The sequence below is a fragment of the Azonexus sp. genome (assembly GCF_049652925.1).
Taxonomy (GTDB): Bacteria; Pseudomonadota; Gammaproteobacteria; order Burkholderiales; family Rhodocyclaceae; genus Azonexus.
In genome coordinates this window covers 25,748-47,004 of sequence record NZ_JBASFI010000015.1, presented here as the reverse complement: position 1 = coordinate 47,004, position 21,257 = coordinate 25,748, and the positions used below count along the sequence as shown (strand labels likewise).

Below are 21,257 nucleotides of genomic sequence, written 5' to 3'. Positions count from 1 at the left end.
AGCCAAAATCACTTGAGATAGCCCCAGCTCTTCAGGCGGCTGATCGAATACTCTGCGGCCTTGCCCTGCTGGGTGCGTTGCAGATAGGCGGCATACTGTTTTGCTGCTTCCGGCCGCTTGCCCATGCCTTCGAGCGAAATCCCCTTCAGGAAGGTCACGCCGGCATCGCCCGGCAACAGCCGGTCATAACGATCGAGATGCTCGAAAGCCGCGCCCGGATCTTTCTGTCCAAGCGCCAGCACGCCGACCAGCTTGTGCGCCTGGGCTTCCTGCGGATAAACCCGGGTCGCCGTCTGGGCGAACTCCAGCGCCTGGGCATCCTTGTCCTGAGCCGACAGGCATTTCGCCATCAGCACATTGGCCGCGTAGTCGCGTGGTGTCGCTTTCAGCGCCGCTCGGAAGCGCTCCTCGGCCCTGCCGTATTCCTTGCCGGCCATCGCCACTTCGCCTTTCTGGCAGGCGTCGATGGTCGGCTTGATGCGGCGCAGGGAAGCCGTGCTGTCCATGAAGCGCTCACGCCCGGCGTCGCGCTTGTTGCTCGCCGCGTATTTGCTCTCGGCCAGCTGTTTCGCCGAGTCACGCCGTTCACTGCTCATCGGGTGGGTTGAGAACATGGTCTGCAACATGCCCGGCGACTCCTTCTGCTGCTCGACCAGCAATTGCTGCAGGCCGACCATGCCGCTGGCCGGAAAGCCGGCCCGGACCATGTACTCCTGCCCCAGCGCGTCGGCCTCGCGCTCGTTGTCGCGTGAATAGCTGGAGAGCAGCACGCTGGCCCCGAGCTGGGTGCCCAGGTCGGTCAGGCCGCCAAACCCGGCGGCGGTGCCGATGATATTAACGCCGGTCATCGCCGCCTGCGTCACCATCGCCTGGCCCTGACGCTGCGCCGCGTGACGGGCATTGACGTGGCCCAGCTCATGGCCGAGCAGCGCCGCCAGTTCGGCTTCGTCGTCGAGATCGACCAGGATGCCGCGCGTCACACCCATCGCGCCGCCCGGGAAGGTGTAGGCATTGACGTAGTTGGCATTGAGCACGCGGTAGGAATACGGCATCTGCGGCCGATGCACCTTGGCATCGAGACGCCGGCCGACATCGCCCAGGTACTGGTTGATGGCCTCATCCTGCACTGCCCCGAGATCCTGCGAGAACTGTTGCGGCGCCACCTTCTGATCGACGGCCTTTTCCTCGTCTTCGCTCATCCCGACCAGGATGGCACCGCCCCCGACTGGTGAGGTGGCGCAGCCCGACAGGGCGCTGGCGCCGATCAGCCAGAGCACCTGGCGGCGGGTAATGCGGTTGGCCAGCAGACTGCCCGGCAGTTCGCGTTCGATATTCTGGTCCATGCGCTGACTCCGTGAAGACGATGCAGATTGATTGTGCGACAAAACGCCGGCGCATTAAAGCTGACCGCCAGGACTGCGGCGGCTTTCGGACTGACCACAAGGGCGTCCCGAAGATTTGAAAATTGGCCCGTTTTTCCGGTTGACCGTGGCACCGGCAATCAGCCACTTTCGCCCGGGAAAAAAGGCAGAAACACAACAACAAAAACTACAAAAATCAGACTCTATTTGCATATACACCAAATCCGGCACATCCGCCAAATCCATTGTCGCACAACCGTTTCAGCTCATTTTCCCCTGTTGTTTTCCACACTGCCATCTATAGTCAAAGCGGGTACCTAATATGACTGCGCCAAGCAGCAGGGAGATGTCATGAAGACGCGTGCATTCGTTCGCTCGAACAAGCGACTTATTGCTATGGCCGTTTCGGCGGCCTTCGTTCCCGGAGCGATCGCCGGCCCGGACGCTTGTACGGCAGGCGGCGGTGGCACCACGCTGACCTGCCAGGGCAACCAGTCCCAAGGGATCAACGTCAGCGCGACACCGCCCAATGAGCTGATCGTCCGCAATCTCAGTCAGCCGATCACGACCAGTGCCTTCGGCACCAGCGGCATCGGCCTGATCAGTTCGAACGGCCAGAATGTCTGGATCACCGCCGGCGAGCCGGAACAACGTCTGTCCATCACAACCGGCGGTACAGGAACGCCGGGGATATTCGGTTTCTCGAGCGGGATCTCCACCACACCGCCCTCCAACGACGCTTTCCTGAACGTGCCATTGATCGGCACCAACCCCGCCGTCGCCGGCGGCGAAGTGCGCATTAACGCCTACAGCACGCGCTTCGACCCCGAAACCCTGACCCCCGGGATCCTGACCACGGGCATGGCTGCTCATGCCATTGCCGGCTACAGCAGCGGCCCCGGCTATTCGGAAGCCGTACTCGACAAGCTGTGGAATTTCACTGAAACCGGCTTCTCCTTCTCTGTCACCAAGGTACTCAATGCCAGCGGCACCGAGGTCGCCTTCAGCGGCGGCAGCGTCCAGGTACGTGGCTACCTGCTCGACGCCAACGGCAATGTGCTGCGCGACGGCAGCAACAATCCGATCCAGCACGGGACCATCAAGATCTATCAGGATGGCCGTTATGAAGTCAGCTACAGCGCCGACGAGTTGACGGCCCACGCCACCCTGACCGGCCCGCTGTACATCGGCGTCAATTACAGCGTCGAAGGCAATCGGGCCGGCAACACGCAAACTGACAACGCCCTGTTGCTCATCACGCTGCAACGCGACGGCAGCACTCTGGAACAGAGCGTCGAAGCGAGTTTCGACACCTTCGGCGTCAGCGGCAAGCCCGCGAACAGCACGACACCCAGCGTCTTTCCGGACCTCGAGGCCTATGTCACCGGCTTGCTGAATGCCGCAGAATCTGGCGGCAGCGGCAACAGCGTGAGCATTTCCAGCGATGGCTGGCTCAAGACAACGGGCAGCGGCGCGCATGGCATCTACGGCTACAGCCAGGGCGGCGCCGGCGTCGCCGGATGGGATGGCAACATCAGCCACTCGGCCGGCGCGGGAACCAACGGCAGCGCTGCCGGCAACGTCACCGTAAGCGCCAGCGGCACGATCGCGACGACAGGCGAAAGATCCAGCGGCATCGTTGCCATGAGCGATGGCGGCGCGGGTGGACGCGGCGGCGGCAACAGCGCTGTCCGCTATGGCCAGCCAGGCGGCAACGGTGGCATCGGCGGAACGATCAACGTGACCGGCGACGCCAATATCACCACCACAGGAAAAAATGCGACTGGCATCGTTGCAATCAGCATCGGCGGCGTCGGCGGCAACGGTGGTAGCGCCAATGGCGCCATGGACGGTGCCAATGGCGGCGCCGGCGGCCAGGGCGGCCTGGTTACCGTCGATGGCAGCTGGAACGTCACGACGACGGGCGAATTGGCGCATGGCATCTGGGCCAAGAGCCTGGGCGGCAATGGCGGCAAAGGCGGCGACGGCGGCTCCTCTGGCGACTCCGGCGTCGGCGGTGTCGCCGGCGTCGGCAATACGGTCGTGCTGCGCAGTGCTGGCAGCATCAGCACCAGCGGCAGTCATGCCTATGGTCTGTACGGACAAAGCGTTGGCGGTTTTGGCGGGACCGGCGGCTCCAGTTGGGCGCTCTTCTGGGCCTATGGCGCCAGCGGTTCGCCCGGCGGCAATGGCGGGACGGTCACGGTTCAGAACCTTGCCAGCGGCAATGTGACGACCAACAATCTCTACAGTCACGGCATTCTGGCCCAGAGCATCGGCGGCGGCGGTGGTAGCGGCGGCGGGGATGGCGATTTTGCCCTCTTCGCCAACCTGGGGGGCGACGGCTCCGCCGGCGGCACCGGCGAGCATGTCACGGTCGTGAACGACGGCAGCATCACCACCGGTAACGCGGATCCCGCTTTGCACCTGGGCGACTATTCTCACGGCATTTTCGCGCAAAGTGTCGGAGGCGGTGGCGGCGATGGTGGTGGCGTCTCCGGTCTGGTGAGCATCGGCGGCAAGGGTAGCGGGACCAGCGACGGCGGACTGGTAGATGTCATCAACCGCGGCACGATCAATACCTACGGGATTCAATCGCATGCCATTTTTGCCCAGAGCATTGGCGGTGGCGGCGGTGATGGTGGCAGCGCTACCGGCTTGTTCACGATCGGCGGCGAGGCCGGCGGCGGTGGCAATGCCAACGTTGTCAACGTTACCAACAGCGGCATCCTGCACACCCATGCGAACGATTCGTACGGGGTATTTGCGCAAAGCATAGGCGGAGGCGGCGGCACAGGCGGCAGCGCGATCAGCGCCGGTGCCGATGTGGCCGTGGCTATCGGCGGCAAGGGTGGAGATGGCGGCGATGGCCAGGCCGTCAACGTCACCACGCAGGGCAGCAGCGAGATCATTACCGATGGCGACCGTTCGCATGCCATTTTCGCCCAGAGCATCGGCGGCGGCGGCGGCAATGGCGGTTTCGCCATTTCGGGCTCGGCCGGATCGATCATCAGCGTCAGCGTTGCCGTCGGCGGCAGCGGCGGCGGTGGCGGCGATGCGGCCGCGGTCAACGTTCTTGGTGGCGGCACGATCACCTCCTCCGGCGAGCAGTCCTATGGCCTTTTTGCCCAGAGCGTCGGCGGCGGCGGCGGTTCCGGCGGTTTCGCCATTTCCAGCAGCTACGGTGGCACTAAAGGCCTGAACCTCAGCCTGGGCGGCAGTGGAGGCACCGGCGGCATCGGCCAGACTGTTGATGTCGGCACCGAAGCCGATCCCTTCTTCGGCACAATCACGACCTTGGGTGACCGCTCCCACGGCATTTTCGCGCAGAGCATCGGCGGTAGCGGCGGCGATGGTGGCTTTGCCATCTCCGGCAGCATTGGGGGCGGCATCACCGCCAATATCGCCATCGGCGGCAACGGCGGCACTGGCAACGATTCGGACGTCGTTACTGTCCATAGCGTCGGCGACATCACGACCGGTTGCAGCCAGGCGATGGCCGACGCAAGCGGGTGCAATCCGGACGCCGGCAACGACGCGCACGCCATCCTCGCGCAGAGCATTGGCGGTAGTGGCGGCAACGGCGGCTTCGCCATTTCGGCCAGCCTGTTGGGCGGCGTCGGACTCAAGCTCGGCATCGGCGGTAGCGGTGCGGGCGCCAGCGACGGCAACACCGTGAATGTCGGTTCTTCGACATCTGCCCTGGGCGGAACGCTCACCACTTACGGGGACCGTTCGCACGGCATCGTCGCCCAGAGCATCGGCGGTGGTGGTGGCAACGGCGGCGCCAGCATCGCCGGCGATCTGCTGGGCCCGGTGGCCCTGTCGCTGAGCTTCGGCGGCGACGCCGGAGGCGGCGGCGCAGGCGGCCAGGTTAATGTTCATAGCAATGCGAGCATCACGACCCTTGGCGAGCAAAGTCACGGCATCGTCGCACAGAGCATCGGCGGCGGCGGCGGATTGGGCGGCCTCAGCATTGCGGGCGGCGTCACCGCCTTTGGCGGCTTGGCGCTATCGATGGGTGGCAAGGGGGGCGACGGTAATAGCGCTGATACCGTGACTGTGGTCAATGGCGGCGCCATCACCACCGAAGGCGAGCATTCCTACGGCATCATGGCCCAGAGCATCGGTGGCCGCGGCGGCGCGGGTGGCACGAGCGGTTCGGTGATGGTCAACTTCAGCAGCGTGATTCCGATTCCCGAGCCCTACCCGACCGGCAGCGTGAACATCTCGCTCAGCCTGGGTGGCGACGGTGGCAAAGGCGGCGTGGGCGGGCTCGTCGACGTGACCAACGACGGCAAGATCACGACGATCAACGACCACGCCTACGGCATCTACGCCCAGAGCATCGGCGGCGGCGGTGGTGATGGCGGCAAGAGCATTGCCGCAACGGCCAACATCTCGCTGCCGGATGACCCCAGCGGCGGCGAGGGCGACAAGAAGCCGCAACTCGAAGTGAAGGTGGACTTTGCCATGGCCATCGGCGGCAAGGGGGGCAGCGGCAACGACGGCGGCAAGGTCTCCGTCACCAACAGCAAGACGATCGACACCACGGGCGTCGGTGCGCACGCCATCTACGCCCAGAGCATCGGCGGTGGCGGCGGCACAGGCGGCGACGCACGCGCCATGATCCTCAGCATTGATCCAGAGAACTGGAAACCGGATCAGCCCGAGATGGCCGACCCCACCAAAATCAGCTTTGGTGCGACGCTGAGCGTCGGTGGCAAGGCCGGGGCCGGCGGTAATGCCGGAGAGAAGGTGGAGGTCACCAATACCGGCAGCATTATCACGCGCGGCGCCGACGCCTTCGGCATCTTCGCCCAGAGTATCGGCGGCGGTGGCGGCGTGGGCGGCAGCGGTTACCACGGACTCGACTGGCAGGATTTCGGCGTATCGGAAGGGGTATCCGAACTACTCGACTTCATCCTGCCGATCCAGGAAGAAGGTGATGTCAACATCACGGTGGGTGGCGCCGGCGGCGCCAGCGGCGATGGCAAGGAAGTCTTCATCGACCACACAGGCAGCATCACCACCACCGGCCAGGGCTCCGTCGCGGTGCTCGCGCAGAGCATCGGCGGTGGCGGCGGCATCGGTGGCATCGGCGCCATCGGCGATGCCGACAGCAAGCAGCTCAGCTTCGGCGGCGACGGCGGGTCCTCGGGCAACGGCGGACTGGTGCATGTCATCACCCGGGGCGATATCACTACCGCAGAAGTCGTCGCCCACGCCATCTTCGCGCAGAGCATCGGCGGTGGCGGCGGTTACGCGGGCAATGTCGACCTCGGCGTCACCGACTTCGGCAATGCCTTCGCTTTCGCCGGCGATGGCGGCAATGCAGGGAACGGCGGCGAGGTGATCGTCGAAGACTTCGGCAACATCGTTACCCGCGGCCGCGGCGCCATGGGCATTTTCGCCCAGAGCGTCGGCGGCGGTGGCGGCCTGGGCGGCACCGTCGGCGCCGGCATCGGCATGGCCGGCAGCGTCGGTGGCACAGGGGCAGGCTCTGATGTGACTGTCGCGCAAACCGGCAACATCCGCACCTACGGCATCGCCGCACACGGCATCGTCGCCCAGAGCAATGGCGGCGTCAGCGGCGGCATTTATACCGGTTCGGCCGGCGTGGTCACGGTCAGCAGTTCGGGCAATATCCTCACCACCGGCGCTAAAGCACACGGTATCGTTGCCCAGAGTCTGGGCGGCGCCACCAACGGCAACGTGATCGTCAATATCAACGGCGGTTCGGTCACCGGTGGTAGTGAGACAGGTGTCGGCGTCGTGGTGCTTAATGGCGCGAACAACACCATCACCAACAAGGGAACGATCTCCGCCCTTAGCGGGACGGCACTGACCGGTGGAAACGGTTGGGAAACCCTTGATAACCACGGCACGATTAGCGGTAATGTCGATCTGGGCGGCGGCAGCAACACCATCAACAATCTCGCCAACGCGACCTTCAATTCGCTGACGACGATCGCTATCGGCACCGGCCGCAGCATGACCAACGATGGAACTCTGTCACCCGGTGGCTCCCTGCAGGCCCAACACACTTCACTAACGGGCAATCTCCTGCAAAACGCGGGCGGATCCTACAACGTCGACCTGAGTCTGGCCGGCAGAATCAGTGATCACCTGGCGGTGTCAGGCAGCGCCCAGGTTGGTGGCAGCATTCGGGTGACCGCGATCGATACCGGCGTCACCCAGATCGGCTCTTGGCAAAGCGTCGTTCTGTCGGCAACCAATGGCGCCACGCCGAACAGCCTGACGCTGATCGCCCCATCGTCGCCCATCGTGACCTATGCCCTGGCCTATCCGAGCAGTGACGAAATCGCAGTATCCAGCCATGTCGATTTCGCCCCATCCAGCCTCGGCTACAACGCGCGGCAAATTGGCGCCCATCTCAACGCCATCCAGATGGCGGGTGGTTCAAGTGCCATGGCCCCGTATATCGCCGCGCTGGTCAATCTGCCGGACGAGGCCAGTCTGCGCAATGCCTATGAGAAGCTTGGCCCGGGTGCTCTCGGCAATCAGGCCGGAGCAGCGGCGGCGGCCAGCCTTGGGTTCAACGACGCTATGCACAGCTGCCGGCAATACGCTGGCGACTACCGCTTCGTTCGCGAAGGTGAATGCAGCTGGTTCCGTCTCGGTGGCAGCAATCGTGACCAAGAACGAACCGACCTGAATGCCGGCTTCAAGCAGGATGCCTTGACGCTGGCCGGTGGTCTGCAAAAGGCCATCCAACCTGATCTCCATCTCGGCTTTGGACTGTCGTATCAGAAGTCGATGCTCAATTCGACCTACTCCGACATCGATGGCGAACGCTTCGAGGGCGGCTTGATCCTGAAGCATCGCGCTGGCGCAACCCGCGTGTCTGCTTCCCTGAGCGCTGGTTATGGACATTTCAATGCACAGCGACTGGTCGATATCGTCTCGCCCGGCACCCATGCCACCAGCAAACAGGATGTCTGGTCAGCTTCCCTGCAGGGAAGGGTCAGCCACGACATCATGAACAGCGAGTCGGCGTACGTTCGTCCGATGCTCGGCCTGGCCGTTTCCTACGTGAGGCGCAACGGCTACAGCGAGAGCGGCGCCGGTGGGGCCAACCTGAATGTTGCCAAGGACGACGACACCTTCGTCTCGCTCCAACCTGCCGTGGAGTTCGGAGGTGAATCCCGTTTTGGCGACGAAGAGACGCTGCTACGCCACTTCATTCGCGTTGGCGCCACCCATTTCCTGGGTAACAACGAGCGGCGCATTACAGCCAGTCTGGAAGGCGCGCCGGCGGGTATCGAACCCTTCACCGTCGTAACCCGGAGCGACAAGACCTACGGCGATCTCGCGCTCGGCATGGACATCCTGCGCAAAAGCGGCACAACGGTCCGAATAGAGTACAACGGGCAATTCTCGGCAAACAGCGCCACGAACGCGATCGGCATCAAATTTGCCATGCCGTTCTGAGTGGTTTTCCCCGGGATCGCGAACAAGCTAGCGATCCCCAATGAAAACGGCGGGGTCTTGGCCCCGCCGTCCTTTTTTCTCCTCCGCCCTTTCGGGTCCGGGTTGCTGCTCCCCTTTCGGGGCTTTCCTTACATGCTGCGCCGGTACTGGCCGCCGACTTCGTAGAGCGCCGTGCTGATCTGGCCGAGCGAACAGCATTTGACCGCATCGACCAGTACGGCGAAGACGTTGCCATCCTCGATAACCGTTTGCTTGAGCTTGGCCAGCATGGCTGACGATTGACCGGCATGGCGCGCCTGGAAGTCGCGCAGGCGCTTGATCTGCGACTGCTTTTCTTCCTCGCTTGAGCGGGCCAGCTCGATTTCCTGCTGGGCCATGCCCTTCGGGTTGAGGAAGGTATTGACGCCAATGATCGGATAGGAGCCGTCGTGCTTCTTGTGCTCGTAATACATCGACTCTTCCTGGATCTTGCCGCGCTGGTAGCCGGTTTCCATGGCACCGAGCACGCCGCCGCGCGAGGCGATGGCTTCGAATTCTTTGAGCACGGCTTCCTCGACTAGGTCGGTCAGTTCGTCGATGACGAAGGCGCCCTGGTTCGGGTTCTCGTTCTTGGCGACGCCCCACTCGCGGTTGATGATGAGCTGGATGGCCATGGCGCGACGCACGCTTTCTTCGGTCGGCGTGGTGATCGCTTCGTCGTAGGCGTTGGTGTGCAGGCTGTTGCAGTTGTCGTAGATGGCGATCAGCGCCTGCAGCGTCGTGCGGATGTCGTTGAAGTCCATTTCCTGCGCATGCAACGAGCGGCCGGAAGTCTGGATATGGTATTTCAGCTTCTGGCTGCGCTCGTTGGCGCCGTACTTGTTCTTCATGGCGACCGCCCAGATGCGGCGGGCGACGCGGCCGATCACCGAGTATTCCGGGTCCATGCCGTTGCTGAAGAAGAAGGACAGGTTGGGCGCGAAGTCATCGATCTTCATGCCGCGGGCCAGATAGCTTTCAACGTAGGTGAAGCCGTTGGACAGCGTGAAGGCGAGCTGGCTGATCGGGTTGGCGCCGGCTTCGGCGATGTGATAGCCGGAGATCGATACCGAGTAGAAGTTCTGCACCTGGTTGTGGACGAAGAATTCCTGGATGTCGCCCATCATCTTCAGCGCGAATTCGGTGCTGAAGATGCAGGTATTTTGACCCTGATCTTCCTTGAGGATGTCGGCCTGCACGGTGCCGCGCACGGTGGACAACGTCCATTCGCGAATCTTCTCGGCTTCGTCTTCGGTCGGCTGACGACCGTTGTCCTTTTGGAACTTGACCATCTGTTGATCGATGGCGGTATTGAAGAAGCAGGCCAGGATGATCGGTGCCGGGCCGTTGATGGTCATTGAGACCGAGGTGCTCGGGGCGAGCAGGTCGAAACCGTCGTAGAGCACCTTGAGGTCGTCGAGGGTGGCGATCGAGACGCCGGAATTGCCGATCTTGCCGTAGATGTCGGGGCGCTCGTCGGGATCGCAGCCGTATAGCGTCACCGAGTCGAAGGCGGTCGACAGGCGGTGCGCCGGCATGCCTTCCGAGACGCGCTTGAAACGGCGGTTGGTCCGGAAGGCGTCACCTTCGCCGGCAAACATCCGGGTCGGATCTTCACCCTCGCGCTTGAAGGCAAAGACGCCGGCGGTATAGGGGAAGGAGCCGGGTACGTTCTCGCGCATCAGGAAGCGCAGGGTTTCGCCGTCGTCGCCGAATTTCGGCAGGATGACCTTCTTGATCTTGGTACCAGACAGCGACTCGGAAACCAGTTTGGTGCGGATTTCCTTGTCGCGGATTTTCACGACGTATTCGTCGCCGGCATAGGCTTCGACGGTGGCCGGCCACATGTCGAGCAGCTTCTTGGCCTTGGGATCCTGCTGGCTATCCTTGAAGGCGGCCATTTCGTCAAAGTCTGCGGTCGCCTTGTCGCAGGCGGCAAAAATGCCCTTCGAGATGCGCAGCGACTGGCGTTCGCGGGCAATTTTCACCTGCTCTTCGGTATGCGCGTGGTAACCGCGCACGGTGTCGGCGATCTCGGCCAGATAGCGGACGCGCTGCGCCGGCACGATGGCGCGCTGGGTCGAGGACTGTTTGACGGTGACCAGCGGCAGCTTGCCGGGCTGCAATTTCAGCCCCTTTTCGGTGAGAGCCGGGACCAGCGCCTGATACAGCGCGGTCACGCCGTCGTCGTTGAAACGGGCGGCCTGGGTGCCGAACACCGGCATGTCGTCGGTCGGTGTGGTGAAGGCTTCACGATTACGCTGATACTGCTTGCGGACATCGCGCAGCGCATCCTCGGCGCCCTTGCGGTCGAACTTGTTGATCGCCACGAAATCGGCGAAATCGAGCATGTCGATCTTCTCGAGTTGCGAAGCGGCGCCGAACTCCGGCGTCATGACGTACAGCGACAGATCGACGAAGGGCACGATGGCGGCATTGCCCTGACCGATGCCGGAGGTTTCGACGATGACCAGATCGAAACCGGCCAGCTTGCAGGCGGCGATGACCTCGGGCAAGGCGACGGAAATTTCGGAGCCGGTATCGCGGGTAGCCAGCGAACGCATGAAAATATTCGGATGCTCGATGGCATTCATCCGGATGCGGTCGCCGAGCAGCGCACCGCCGGTCCGCTTGCGCGACGGGTCGATCGAGATCATGCCGATCTTGACGGTATCGCCCTGATCGAGACGGAAACGACGGACGATTTCATCGGTCAACGACGATTTACCGGCGCCGCCGGTGCCGGTAATGCCGAGAACCGGTGTTTCCAGCGCAGCTGCCGCCTTGAGCAGCGGCTCCTTGAGAGCCGGCGCTTCGCCGTTTTCGAGCAGCGTGATGATGCGCGCCAGCAGCCGCTTGTCGCCGGCCTGCAAACCGGCCAGCGCCTGCTCGACACTCGGTACCCCCTCGTCGGCGACATCGAAGTCAGCGTGCTGGACGACCTCGTTGATCATGCCCTGCAGCCCCATGTGCACACCATCTTCCGGCGCGTAGATGCGGGTCACGCCATAGTCGTGCAGCTCCCTGATTTCGGACGGCACGATCACCCCGCCGCCGCCGCCAAACACCTTGATACTGGCGCCGCCGTTGGCTTTCAGCAGGTCGATCATGTACTTGAAGAATTCGACGTGCCCACCCTGATACGAGGTGATGCAGATGCCCTGCACGTCTTCCTGCAGCGCGGCATTGACGATTTCCTGCACCGAACGGTTGTGGCCAAGGTGGATGACCTCGGAGCCGGTCGATTGCAGGATGCGGCGCATGATGTTGATCGAGGCATCGTGGCCGTCAAACAGCGAAGCAGCAGTCACGAAGCGCACCTTGTGCTTGGGCTTGTACGGGGAAAGCTTCTTGGCAACGGAAAGATCGGTCATGACGCCAGCCTCATCGAAAAGATGGAAAGGAGCCCATGGTATGCCCCTTTCAAGCTGCTGCCATTGTCGCGAATGACGACAATCGTGCAAATTCCGCCAAGGTGATACAGTACCACGGTCAACCGGAAAAAATCGCCAAAATTGAAATCATCTGCCCAAACCTCACCCGCCAACAGAACGCAAACCTCTGTTGCCATGGGCTTTGTTACCGGAATGCTGGCCGGCCTGACACGGCGGAACATCGACCCCGCCCCACTCCTGGCGGCCACCAACATTGACATTGCAGACACCGCCAGCCGGATTCCAGTCGAAAGCTACGCCGCGCTCTACAACCGGCTCAACCACCAGCTCGACGACGAAGGATTCGGCCTGTTCGCCCAGCCGATGCGCGTCGGCAGCTTCGAATTCCTCTGCCGCGCCTGCATCAGCGCCCCGACACTGGCCGAGGCGCTGGCCCGGGCCTGCCGCTTCCTGCACGTCGTGCTCCCCGATCTGGCGGTCAGCGTGCGCCGCACTCACGGCCATGCCGAACTGGTCATTTCCGAAACGCGCAAGCTGGCCGACCACACCGACGACTCCGGCCGCGTCTTCGCCTTCGAGTGGCTGCTCCGCCTGCTGCACGGCCTGTCATGCTGGCTGGCCGGGCGCGGCATCGGGCTGGACAGCGTCATCTTTCCCTACCGCAAGCCGCCCCACTTCGCCGACTACGCGCTGATCTTCACCGAGGATTCGCGTTTCGCGCCGACCGTTCCCGGCGGCACCGGGACGCTCGTCGCCAGCTTCAACGCCAACCTGCTCGACCTGCCCATCCGCCGCGACGAAGCCGCACTGAACACTTTTCTCGAGGGTGCTCCCGGCAAGATCACCACGCTCTACCGGCGCGACCGCGAAATGGTCATCCGCGTCCGCGACCTGCTGCGTGCCGCGCTGCCCGAAACGCTGAGCCTGGACGACATCGCTGACCGCCTTTATCTGTCACCACGGACCATCCACCGCCGACTCGAAGAAGAAGGCTCGAGCTTTCGCGCCATCAAGGATGCCCTGCGCCGCGACATGGCACTGGCCCGGCTGACCAAGACCGACGATCCGATCACCAAGGTCGCCGCCGATCTCGGCTACGCCGACAGCTCGGCTTTTTACCGCGCCTTTGTCGAATGGACCGGCATGGCCCCGGTACACTACCGGCGCAAATGGGCCGACAAACCGCCCGGAACGAACTGAAGGACCAGCATGACCATCAAATTGAAATCAGCACTGGCCGCGTTGGCCATGATCGCCAGCACGCTGGCCTGGAGCGTCGGTTTTCTCGAACGCGAAATCTACTTTTCCGAAGCCGACATCCAGACGCAAGTTGAAAAAAGCGGCACGATGCAGAAAAGCTACGGCAACGGTCTGATTATCGTGTCCCTGATCGAGCCACCCAGAATCCTGCTCGGCACGCCGGAGGGCAAGACCACACTGTCCGCCCGCATCAATGTCTCACTGCTCGGCAGCCCGCCCGTGCCGGTCGCTTTCGAAGGCACCTCTGGCATCCGCTACGACGACAACGCCAAGGCCTTCTTCCTGGAAAACCCGGTGGCTCATACCGTCCAGTCGCAAGCCATCGGCCGCGAATCGGAGCCGATGGCCCGTCAGGCCGTTACCCAGCTGATGAGCAACTATTTCCGCTCCAAGCCGGTATACGTCCTGCGCGAAGACGGCACCGCCGAGGAGAAGGCGGCCCGCTGGCTGCTCCGCTCGATCCGCATCGAGCCGGGCCGCGTTGTCGCCATCCTGTCGCCGGTCTGATCAAGACAAACGCAGGTCAACGGCCGCCAGTTCGCTGAGGAAATCAAAAAAACCGGTTCAATAAACACGCCCTGTCAAATCATCAAAATCGTTTTACCCGGAGACAAATGAGGCAGATAATCAACAAAAATAATTAAAAAACCGGGAGTTTCCAATGAATTCCTTGCGTGCCCTGAAGTCCTTGCTGGTCCTCCTCGCGCTCCTGTTTGGCAGCCCGGCGAACGCTGATGAGAGTTACACCTTCGCCGTCGCTCCCCAATACGAACAGCGCAAATTGTTCGCCATATGGCAACCCGTCGTCGACGAACTTAGCCGGCGCACCGGCCACAAGCTCAAACTGGTTGCTACCTTGACCGTACCTGACTTCGAAAGCGAGCTCGCCAAAGGCAGTTTCGACTTCGCCTATATCAACCCCTACCTCATGATAAAAAAGGACCAGCGCCAGGGCTACATCCCGCTCGTCCGCGATCAACTGCCTTTGCGGGGCATTCTGGTCGTTCGCAAGGACAGCCCGTTCAGGACACCGGCCGAGCTCGACGGCACAAAGCTCGCCGTCCCGGCGCTCGACGCTCTGGGTGCCTGCCTGCTGCTGCGAGCCGAACTCGCACAGGTTTTCAAGGCGAGACTCACTCCGGTTGACGTCAAATCACATAGCTCCGTGTATCTGCAAGTCGCCACCGGCCAAATTCCGGCCGGCGGGGGGGTCGAGAAAACGTTGCAGGTTCAGGATAAACCCGTGCAGGACATGCTGCGCGTGCTTTACACGACCCGCGACATGCCGTCGCACCCGATCGTCGCCCACCCCCTGGTGCCGGCCAAGGTGCGCCAGGCGCTACAGCGAGCCGTGCTCGAACTTGCGGCCACAGAGGAAGGCAAGAAACTCCTCCAGCACATACCGATGCCCGAGCCAGTAGCCACCTCGATGCAGGATTACATGCCCTTGAAAAAACTGGGACTGGAAACTTACTTGACTGACTAGCCGATCCGGCCATGAAACTTCGCCTGAAACTGCTTTTGCCTTTGCTCCTGTCCAGCGCGCTGATTGGTGGACTCCTGCAGTTTGTCTGGATTCCGGATTCGATCAGCAAAGCAGAAAAAAACAATCTCGAATTAATCGAAAGACACATCGACAGCGTGGCGGAAGGGCTTGTCCCGCTACTTCTCGGCAACCAGTTGGCCAACGTTTACGAAAACCTCGCCGCCCTTGAAAAGCGCAATGCCGAATGGCGGAAGGTGCGACTAATCAACGCCGAGGGGCAGCAGACCTACCCCCTCCAGCAAACAGAAACCGATGCGCAGCAGCAACCTGCCTTGCACAAGCTGAAACGCCCGATTCGTTTTCTCGACAAGGATCTGGCACAGTTGCAGGTCACCGTCGACATGCAGCCTTTCATTGCCGACAACCTCGCCCACCATCACGAATTGCTCTACCTGCTGCTCGCCATCGTCCTTGCCCTGACCCTGATCATCGCGACCGTTCTCGAATTCACGGTTATCCGTCCGACCAGCCGCCTTGTCGCGGCCTCCAGCGCCTTGGCCCGTGGCCGCTTCGACACCCAGCTGCCATCGATTGGCAACGATGAAATCGGTGCGCTGGTCAGCAGCTTTGCAACGATGCGCAGCGAACTCCAAACCAATCAGGCCGAGCTACTCGAAGAAATCGCCGAGCGGAAAAAATCTGCCGACGCCTTGCAGCAGCACCGCGAACATCTTGAGGAAATCGTCCACCAGCGAACCCTGGAGCTCGAACTGGCGAAGGATATTGCCGAGTCAGCCAGCCGTGCCAAGAGTGTATTCCTGGCCAACATGAGCCACGAACTTCGCACCCCGATGAACGCGATCATCGGGTTGACCCACCTGCTGCACCGGGATGTCGAGAGCGCCCACGCCAACAGCCAGTTGAACAAGATAAACCAGGCTGCTCAACACCTGCTCGGGATACTCAACGACATTCTCGACTTCTCGAAAATCGAGGCCGACAAGCTGACGCTGGACCCAAGCGAATTTGAATTCAGTCAGATATTTCGCCAACTGAATAACCTGATTGGCATCCAGGCCGAAAGCAAGAATCTGGAAGTGGTCGACCGCATTGACCCGGCCATTCCCGAGTTCGTGAATGGCGACGCCATGCGCATTAGCCAGATTCTTGCAAATTTCGCCAGCAACGCGATCAAATTCACCGAACGCGGCAGTGTCATTTTGAGTGCACGCCTTGTAACACAGGATGCAGGCAGTTTGCGGGTCCGCTTTGAAGTCACCGACACAGGCATCGGGCTGACACAGGATCAGCAAATCCGTATTTTTCAGGCCTTCGAGCAGGCCGATTCGTCGACCACGCGCAAATATGGCGGCACCGGACTTGGCTTGGCGATTTGCAAGCGCCTGACCAAATTGATGGGTGGGCAGATCGGCGTCCGCAGCAGTCCCGGAAAGGGCAGTACCTTCTGGTGCGAAATCCCGTTGCTGCCCGCCATCAATCCAACAACTGAGCGAGTTCGAGGGAGCCTGCCCGAAGGGCTCAGAATTTTGGTCATTGATGATGACATCAACGCCCGCGATGCGATCAGCCACATGCTGCAGACCTACCGGGCGCAGGTCACAACTGCCGAATCGGGCGAGGCTGCGCTGCAGTGTGTCGAAAGCGCCCTGGCCAATGGAAAGTCCTTCGACTTAATCCTGACCGACTGGGCCATGCCCGGCATGGACGGCATCGAAACCGCACGTCGTATCCTTCATCTTGGCAGCGGCACACCTCGCATTGTGCTGGTTACGGCCTATGGCCGAGACTGGCCGCTGGCACGACTGAATGAAGCCGGCATCGTTTACCAGCTGAACAAACCGGTGATGCCATCCGACCTGCACGAGGCGATGACGCACGCCTTGCTGGGTCCGGCCTGCTACGTGGAGACACCGCGGCAGTATCAGGAAAGCCTCAACCTAACCCCTCTGAACGGTCGCCGCGTGCTGCTGGCCGAAGACAATCTGGTCAATCAGGAGGTCGCTACCGAACTCCTCAAGGAGGTTGGATTGAACGTAGACGTTGCCGAGGATGGCCAACAAGCCATCGATCTTGCCAGCACTAACGACTACGACCTAATCCTGATGGACATCCAGATGCCGCGTGTCGATGGCATCGAAGCAACCCAGACCATTCGCCGTATGCCAAGGCACACCGCGGTCCCCATTATCGCGATGACGGCCAATGCCTTTAACGAAGATAGGGATATCTGCCTGGGGGCCGGCATGAACGATCACCTTGCCAAACCGGTCGCCCCCGACAAGATGTACGCCGCACTGCTACGCTGGATTCGCATCGAAGCACCTCTGCCAACAATAATTCATCCGGTGCCTGGCACCTCTGATGAAAATATTTTGACCAGACTTAATGGCATCGAGAGTCTGGATGTGGATGGCGGCCTGAAAATGGTTTCTGGAAAACTGCCGCTGTACTGTCGCCTGCTGCAGCTATTCGCCCGTAGCCATTGTGACGACGCCGACAAGTTGCTCGGCGCATTGGACGACAACCGCCTGGACGATGCACGAAACCTTGCCCATTCACTGAAAGGTGGTGCCGCCAATATCGGCGCGCGAAAAATACAGGAAATCGCAGAGGGCATCGAGCTACCACTCAAGCGGCATCAGGGCAACGCATCCAGTCTCGCTCGCGAGCGCCTGGTCGAGTTAAAACAGGAACTTTCCCAATTCATAGCCCAACTCGCGACCCTGCCGGGCGAAACGAGCGACATCCTGCTGCAGGCGGCACCCCGTGACGAGAAGAACAGCGTGCCACTAACCGAAAAACTGCGTGAGTTGCTCAACGCTGACGACATGGCCTCACAACGCTACTTCGCGACACACCGTGCGGAATTTGATCAGGCGCTAGGTAGTTCCCGAGCCCGGCACATTGCCGGGCTGATTGAGAATTTCGACTTTGCACCAGCGCTTGAGGCCCTCAAGGCCGGAGAGCCTGATCAGGCACTTTCCTGCTCGCGAACGTAGGGCTCGCGCAGATCGACCGGCTTGACAGTCTTCTTGCGCATGCGGATATTGAGCATCTCGACACCGACCGAGAAGGCCATGGCGAAGTAGATGTAACCCTTCGGCACGTGGTGGCCGAAACCGTCAGCAATCAGCACGACACCAACGACGACCAGGAACGAGAGGGCGAGCATCTTGATCGTCGGGTGGTTCGAGACGAATTCGCCAATCGAGCGGGCGAACAGCATCATCAAGCCAACCGAGGTAACAACAGCAGCGATCATTACGCCGACCTCGCTGACCATGCCGACGGCCGTAATGATCGAGTCGAGCGAAAACACCAGGTCGATGACAATGATCTGGGCAATGACGCCGGCGAAACTCGACACCACCTTGCTTGAAGCCTCGCCCTCCTCGCCTTCGAGCAACTGGTGCACCTCGCCTGTACTTTTCCAGATCAGGAACAGGCCACCGGCAATCAGGATCATGTCACGCCCGGAGATGCCGAAGCCGAACAGGGTCAGCACCGGCTCGGTCAGGCCAACGATCCACGACAGCAACAAGAGCAGGCCGATGCGCATGAACATGGCGAGGAACAAGCCGATCCGGCGCGCCAGTTCCTGCTGTTCCTTGGGCAGCTTGTCGACCAGAATCGAAATGAAAATGATGTTGTCGATGCCAAGCACCAATTCCAGAGCCGTCAGCGTGAAGAAGGCAATCCAGATTTCGGGGGAGAGCAGGAATTCGAGCATGGGAAATAGCCAGGCAAAAGATCAGGCGCCCATTGTAGGAAGCCCGGCGCATTCAAGCCACCCCGCTGACCATCACCAACCCTTCGAAAAAACCGAAATATAAAATCAGTTCCTCGGATAATGCTTCTCTCCACCCAGCCCGAAAAATATTCCTTATGCATTTTTATGCATTCGGCGCGGTAGCGGCTATTCTTATAGACTCAGTGGCGCCAGCGACAAAGGAGAACAAGGATGGAGAGCTCCACCTTACTGGGTAAGGAATGGCAAACCCTGCAGGACAATCACGAACAGCACGAACAAAACGCCCTGTTCATCAAGCTGGCCTGTCTGGCCTTGTGCCTTGCCGGACTGGCGAGCGGATTGCCGCTGAGCTGGGTGGCCTTCACGGTTCTGCTCTGCTGGATTCAGGAAGGCATATTCAAGACTTATCAATCGCGGCTGGCCGATCGCCTGCTCGGTGTCGAGGCACTCCTCGCTCAGCCGAACCTGACGCCATCCGCCATGCAACTTCATACCGGCTGGCAAGCCAGCCGCCCTGGTGGCCGGGCCCTGCTCGGCGGTTATCTGGTCAGCGCCGGTCGCCCGACCGTCGCCTTTCCCTACCTGCCAATACTCCTGATGCTGGGACTTGGCCGCTGGTTGTCGTGGCTTTGATCGGCGCCGCCCAGAAACCCCGGAGAATCAAATGAACCACGCCAAGTCACGTGAAGTCACCCTCGCCGCAAAAATCACCGACGAACTCGGCTCCGCTCTGGAAACGCTGCGCCAGGCCTGGAAAGAGAATCCGTCCGCCGTGCCGAAAGGGCTGTCATGTTCTGAATCGCGCGAAGGGCAATTCGTTCTGGTTGCCGCCGAATCGGCTTTCGTCACCCTTCCTGGCGCCTGCGTCATCAAAGGCATTGGTGCCATCGAACTGCTCGGCGATGAACCGGCCTTCGACGCCGGAGCCAAGTCCAAATCCCTGATCCTCAAAGCCACCCCGGAAGGCTGGCGGTTTTCGGTGAAATTCGTGCCCCCCATCGTGCGCGAAAGAAACCTGAAGTAGCACTACCGTGGCCCGATGAAAACCCCATTCCGCATACTCTGTGTCTGCATGAGCAATGTATGTCGCTCGCCGACGGCCGAGGCGGTGCTGCGCCAGTTGATTGAGCAAAAGGGGCTGGCTGAGCGGATCGAGGTCTGTTCTGCCGGCACCCACGGCTATCGCGTCGGCGAGGCTTGCGACAGCAACAGCCAGCGGGTAGCGCGGGCGAAGGGCTATGACCTGTCGCAGATCCGCGCCCGGCGTATCGGCTGGCAGGACCTGGACTATTTTGACCTGATCCTGGCCATGGACCGGACCAATCTGTACAACCTGCGGCGCATGGCGACCGAAGAGCAGCTGATGCGGATCAGGTTGGTGATGGACTACGCCAGGCGCTTTACCGAAGACGAGGTTCCCGATCCCTACCTCACCCTCGGCGGACGCTTCGAGCTGGTTCTCGACATGATTGAGGATGCCGTCAGCGGCTTGGTCGACGAACTCACTCGACAATTGGAGCCTGCCGCGAGCAAGGCGTTTGAGTCACAAAAATGGATACCGCAACGATGAGCATCGAAATTTCCAGGGAGGCCAGTACGGCGGCCATCACCTCGATCCAGCGCTACTTTGAGGAAAACATGGATGAGGAAATCGGCAACCTCGGTGCTGGCGCCCTGCTCGGATTTTTCCTGAAGGAGATCGCGCCCATCGTCTACAACAAGGCCGTGGCCGATGTGCAAACGCGCTTGCAGGCCCAAATCATGGACCTCGATATCGAAGTCCATGAACCAGAGTTCCAGTATTGGCAAGGTTCAGCACGAAAGAGGAAATGAGCCGGGCAACCCCGGCGACGCAGCGCTCGCATCAGCCACCATCTAAAAATTGTTGCAGTGCACAATTTTTGCGGATTGTGCGTTATACTCGTTGCCGAACACACCGATAACCCTTTCTGGAGACAACACATGTCTATCAATCCTGAGCAATTCGCCGCCGCCAACAAAGCAACCGTTGACTCCCTGTTGTCCGTCGCCAACACCGCCCTCGCATCTGCCGAGCGTATCGCTGCCCTGAACCTGAACACCGCCCGCGCCGCTCTGGAAGATACCGTTTCCGGCGTCAAGTCGGTCATGGGTGCCAAGGATCCGAAGGAAGCCCTCGCCGCTCAGACCGCCCTGGCCCAGCCGGCTGTCGAGAAGGCTGTTGCCTACTCGCGTTCGGTCTATGAAATCACTGCCCAGACCCAACAGGATCTGGCCAAGATGGTCGAAGCCCAGTTCGGCGACTTCCAGAAGTCCATCGCTGGCATGGTTGAAAAGGCTACCAAGTCGGCTCCGGCTGGTTCCGAAGGTGCTGTTGCCGCGATCCAGAGCGCCATTGCTGCTGCCAACTCGGCTTTCGGCAACATGAACACCATGGCCAAGCAATTTTCTGACGCAGCCCAAGCCAACATCGCTGCCGTCACCAAGAAGTCCAAGTAATTCTTTCGGGCCTCCCGAAAAAAACGGCCCCG

The 21,257-nt window shown here is 61.2% G+C and carries 13 protein-coding genes; 10 read left to right on the top strand and 3 right to left on the bottom strand.

The annotated features are described in order from the left end of the window. Window positions 1–8: 8 nt before the first annotated feature. Complete coding sequence (locus tag WBK19_RS07540) at window positions 9–1,343, bottom strand: M48 family metalloprotease (protein WP_511288425.1); 1,335 nt, start codon at window positions 1,341–1,343, stop codon at window positions 9–11. Window positions 1,344–1,712: 369 nt separating this feature from the next. Here WBK19_RS07540 and WBK19_RS07535 point away from each other — a divergent pair, with 369 nt between their 5' ends. Continuing rightward, window positions 1,713–8,816 (top strand): hypothetical protein, encoded by a 7,104-nt coding sequence (locus WBK19_RS07535; RefSeq protein ID WP_511288423.1) that lies wholly within the window; start codon window positions 1,713–1,715, stop codon window positions 8,814–8,816. Between the two features lie 128 nt (window positions 8,817–8,944). Here the strand turns inward: WBK19_RS07535 and icmF are convergent, their stop codons facing one another. After that, window positions 8,945–12,208 carry a fused isobutyryl-CoA mutase/GTPase IcmF gene (gene icmF, locus WBK19_RS07530; RefSeq protein ID WP_511288421.1) on the bottom strand — a complete coding sequence of 1,088 codons (3,264 nt, stop codon included), beginning with the start codon at window positions 12,206–12,208 and terminating at the stop codon, window positions 8,945–8,947. A gap of 195 nt (window positions 12,209–12,403) precedes the next feature. Between icmF and WBK19_RS07525 the strand changes: the two genes are divergently transcribed. From WBK19_RS07525 to WBK19_RS07510, 4 genes are all read left to right on the top strand, one after another. Further along, the gene (locus tag WBK19_RS07525; RefSeq protein WP_511288419.1) at window positions 12,404–13,429 is read left to right on the top strand and encodes an AraC family transcriptional regulator; all 1,026 of its coding nucleotides are present in this window, start codon (window positions 12,404–12,406) and stop codon (window positions 13,427–13,429) included. Between the two features lie 9 nt (window positions 13,430–13,438). Then, the gene (locus WBK19_RS07520) at window positions 13,439–13,996 is read left to right on the top strand and encodes a DUF1439 domain-containing protein (RefSeq protein ID WP_511288417.1); all 558 of its coding nucleotides are present in this window, start codon (window positions 13,439–13,441) and stop codon (window positions 13,994–13,996) included. Between the two features lie 154 nt (window positions 13,997–14,150). Further along, window positions 14,151–14,975 (top strand): phosphate/phosphite/phosphonate ABC transporter substrate-binding protein, encoded by an 825-nt coding sequence (locus WBK19_RS07515; RefSeq protein ID WP_511288415.1) that lies wholly within the window; start codon window positions 14,151–14,153, stop codon window positions 14,973–14,975. Window positions 14,976–14,986: 11 nt separating this feature from the next. Beyond that, window positions 14,987–17,995, top strand: a complete 3,009-nt coding sequence (locus WBK19_RS07510) for a response regulator (protein WP_511288413.1) — start codon at window positions 14,987–14,989, stop codon at window positions 17,993–17,995. Here WBK19_RS07510 and WBK19_RS07505 read toward each other — a convergent pair. Then, window positions 17,968–18,726, bottom strand: coding sequence for a TerC family protein (locus tag WBK19_RS07505; protein ID WP_511288411.1), 759 nt, complete (start codon window positions 18,724–18,726; stop codon window positions 17,968–17,970). The genes WBK19_RS07510 and WBK19_RS07505 overlap by 28 nt on opposite strands. 231 nt (window positions 18,727–18,957) lie before the next feature. Here WBK19_RS07505 and WBK19_RS07500 point away from each other — a divergent pair, with 231 nt between their 5' ends. The 5 genes from WBK19_RS07500 to WBK19_RS07480 all read left to right on the top strand — a co-directional run bounded on the left by WBK19_RS07500 (window position 18,958) and on the right by WBK19_RS07480 (window position 21,225). Further along, complete coding sequence (locus tag WBK19_RS07500) at window positions 18,958–19,380, top strand: hypothetical protein (RefSeq protein ID WP_511288409.1); 423 nt, start codon at window positions 18,958–18,960, stop codon at window positions 19,378–19,380. Window positions 19,381–19,411: 31 nt separating this feature from the next. After that, window positions 19,412–19,771: a hypothetical protein gene (locus tag WBK19_RS07495; RefSeq protein ID WP_511288407.1), complete on the top strand. Its 360-nt coding sequence runs from the start codon at window positions 19,412–19,414 to the stop codon at window positions 19,769–19,771. A 15-nt stretch (window positions 19,772–19,786) separates the two neighbouring features. Continuing rightward, window positions 19,787–20,317: a low molecular weight protein-tyrosine-phosphatase gene (locus WBK19_RS07490; protein ID WP_511288405.1), complete on the top strand. Its 531-nt coding sequence runs from the start codon at window positions 19,787–19,789 to the stop codon at window positions 20,315–20,317. Next, entirely contained in the window at window positions 20,314–20,580 is a 267-nt protein-coding gene (locus WBK19_RS07485) for a DUF2164 domain-containing protein (RefSeq protein WP_511288403.1), read from the top strand. The genes WBK19_RS07490 and WBK19_RS07485 overlap by 4 nt, the downstream gene beginning before the upstream one ends. 129 nt (window positions 20,581–20,709) lie before the next feature. Continuing rightward, window positions 20,710–21,225, top strand: a complete 516-nt coding sequence (locus WBK19_RS07480) for a phasin family protein (RefSeq protein ID WP_511288401.1) — start codon at window positions 20,710–20,712, stop codon at window positions 21,223–21,225. Window positions 21,226–21,257: the final 32 nt, after the last annotated feature.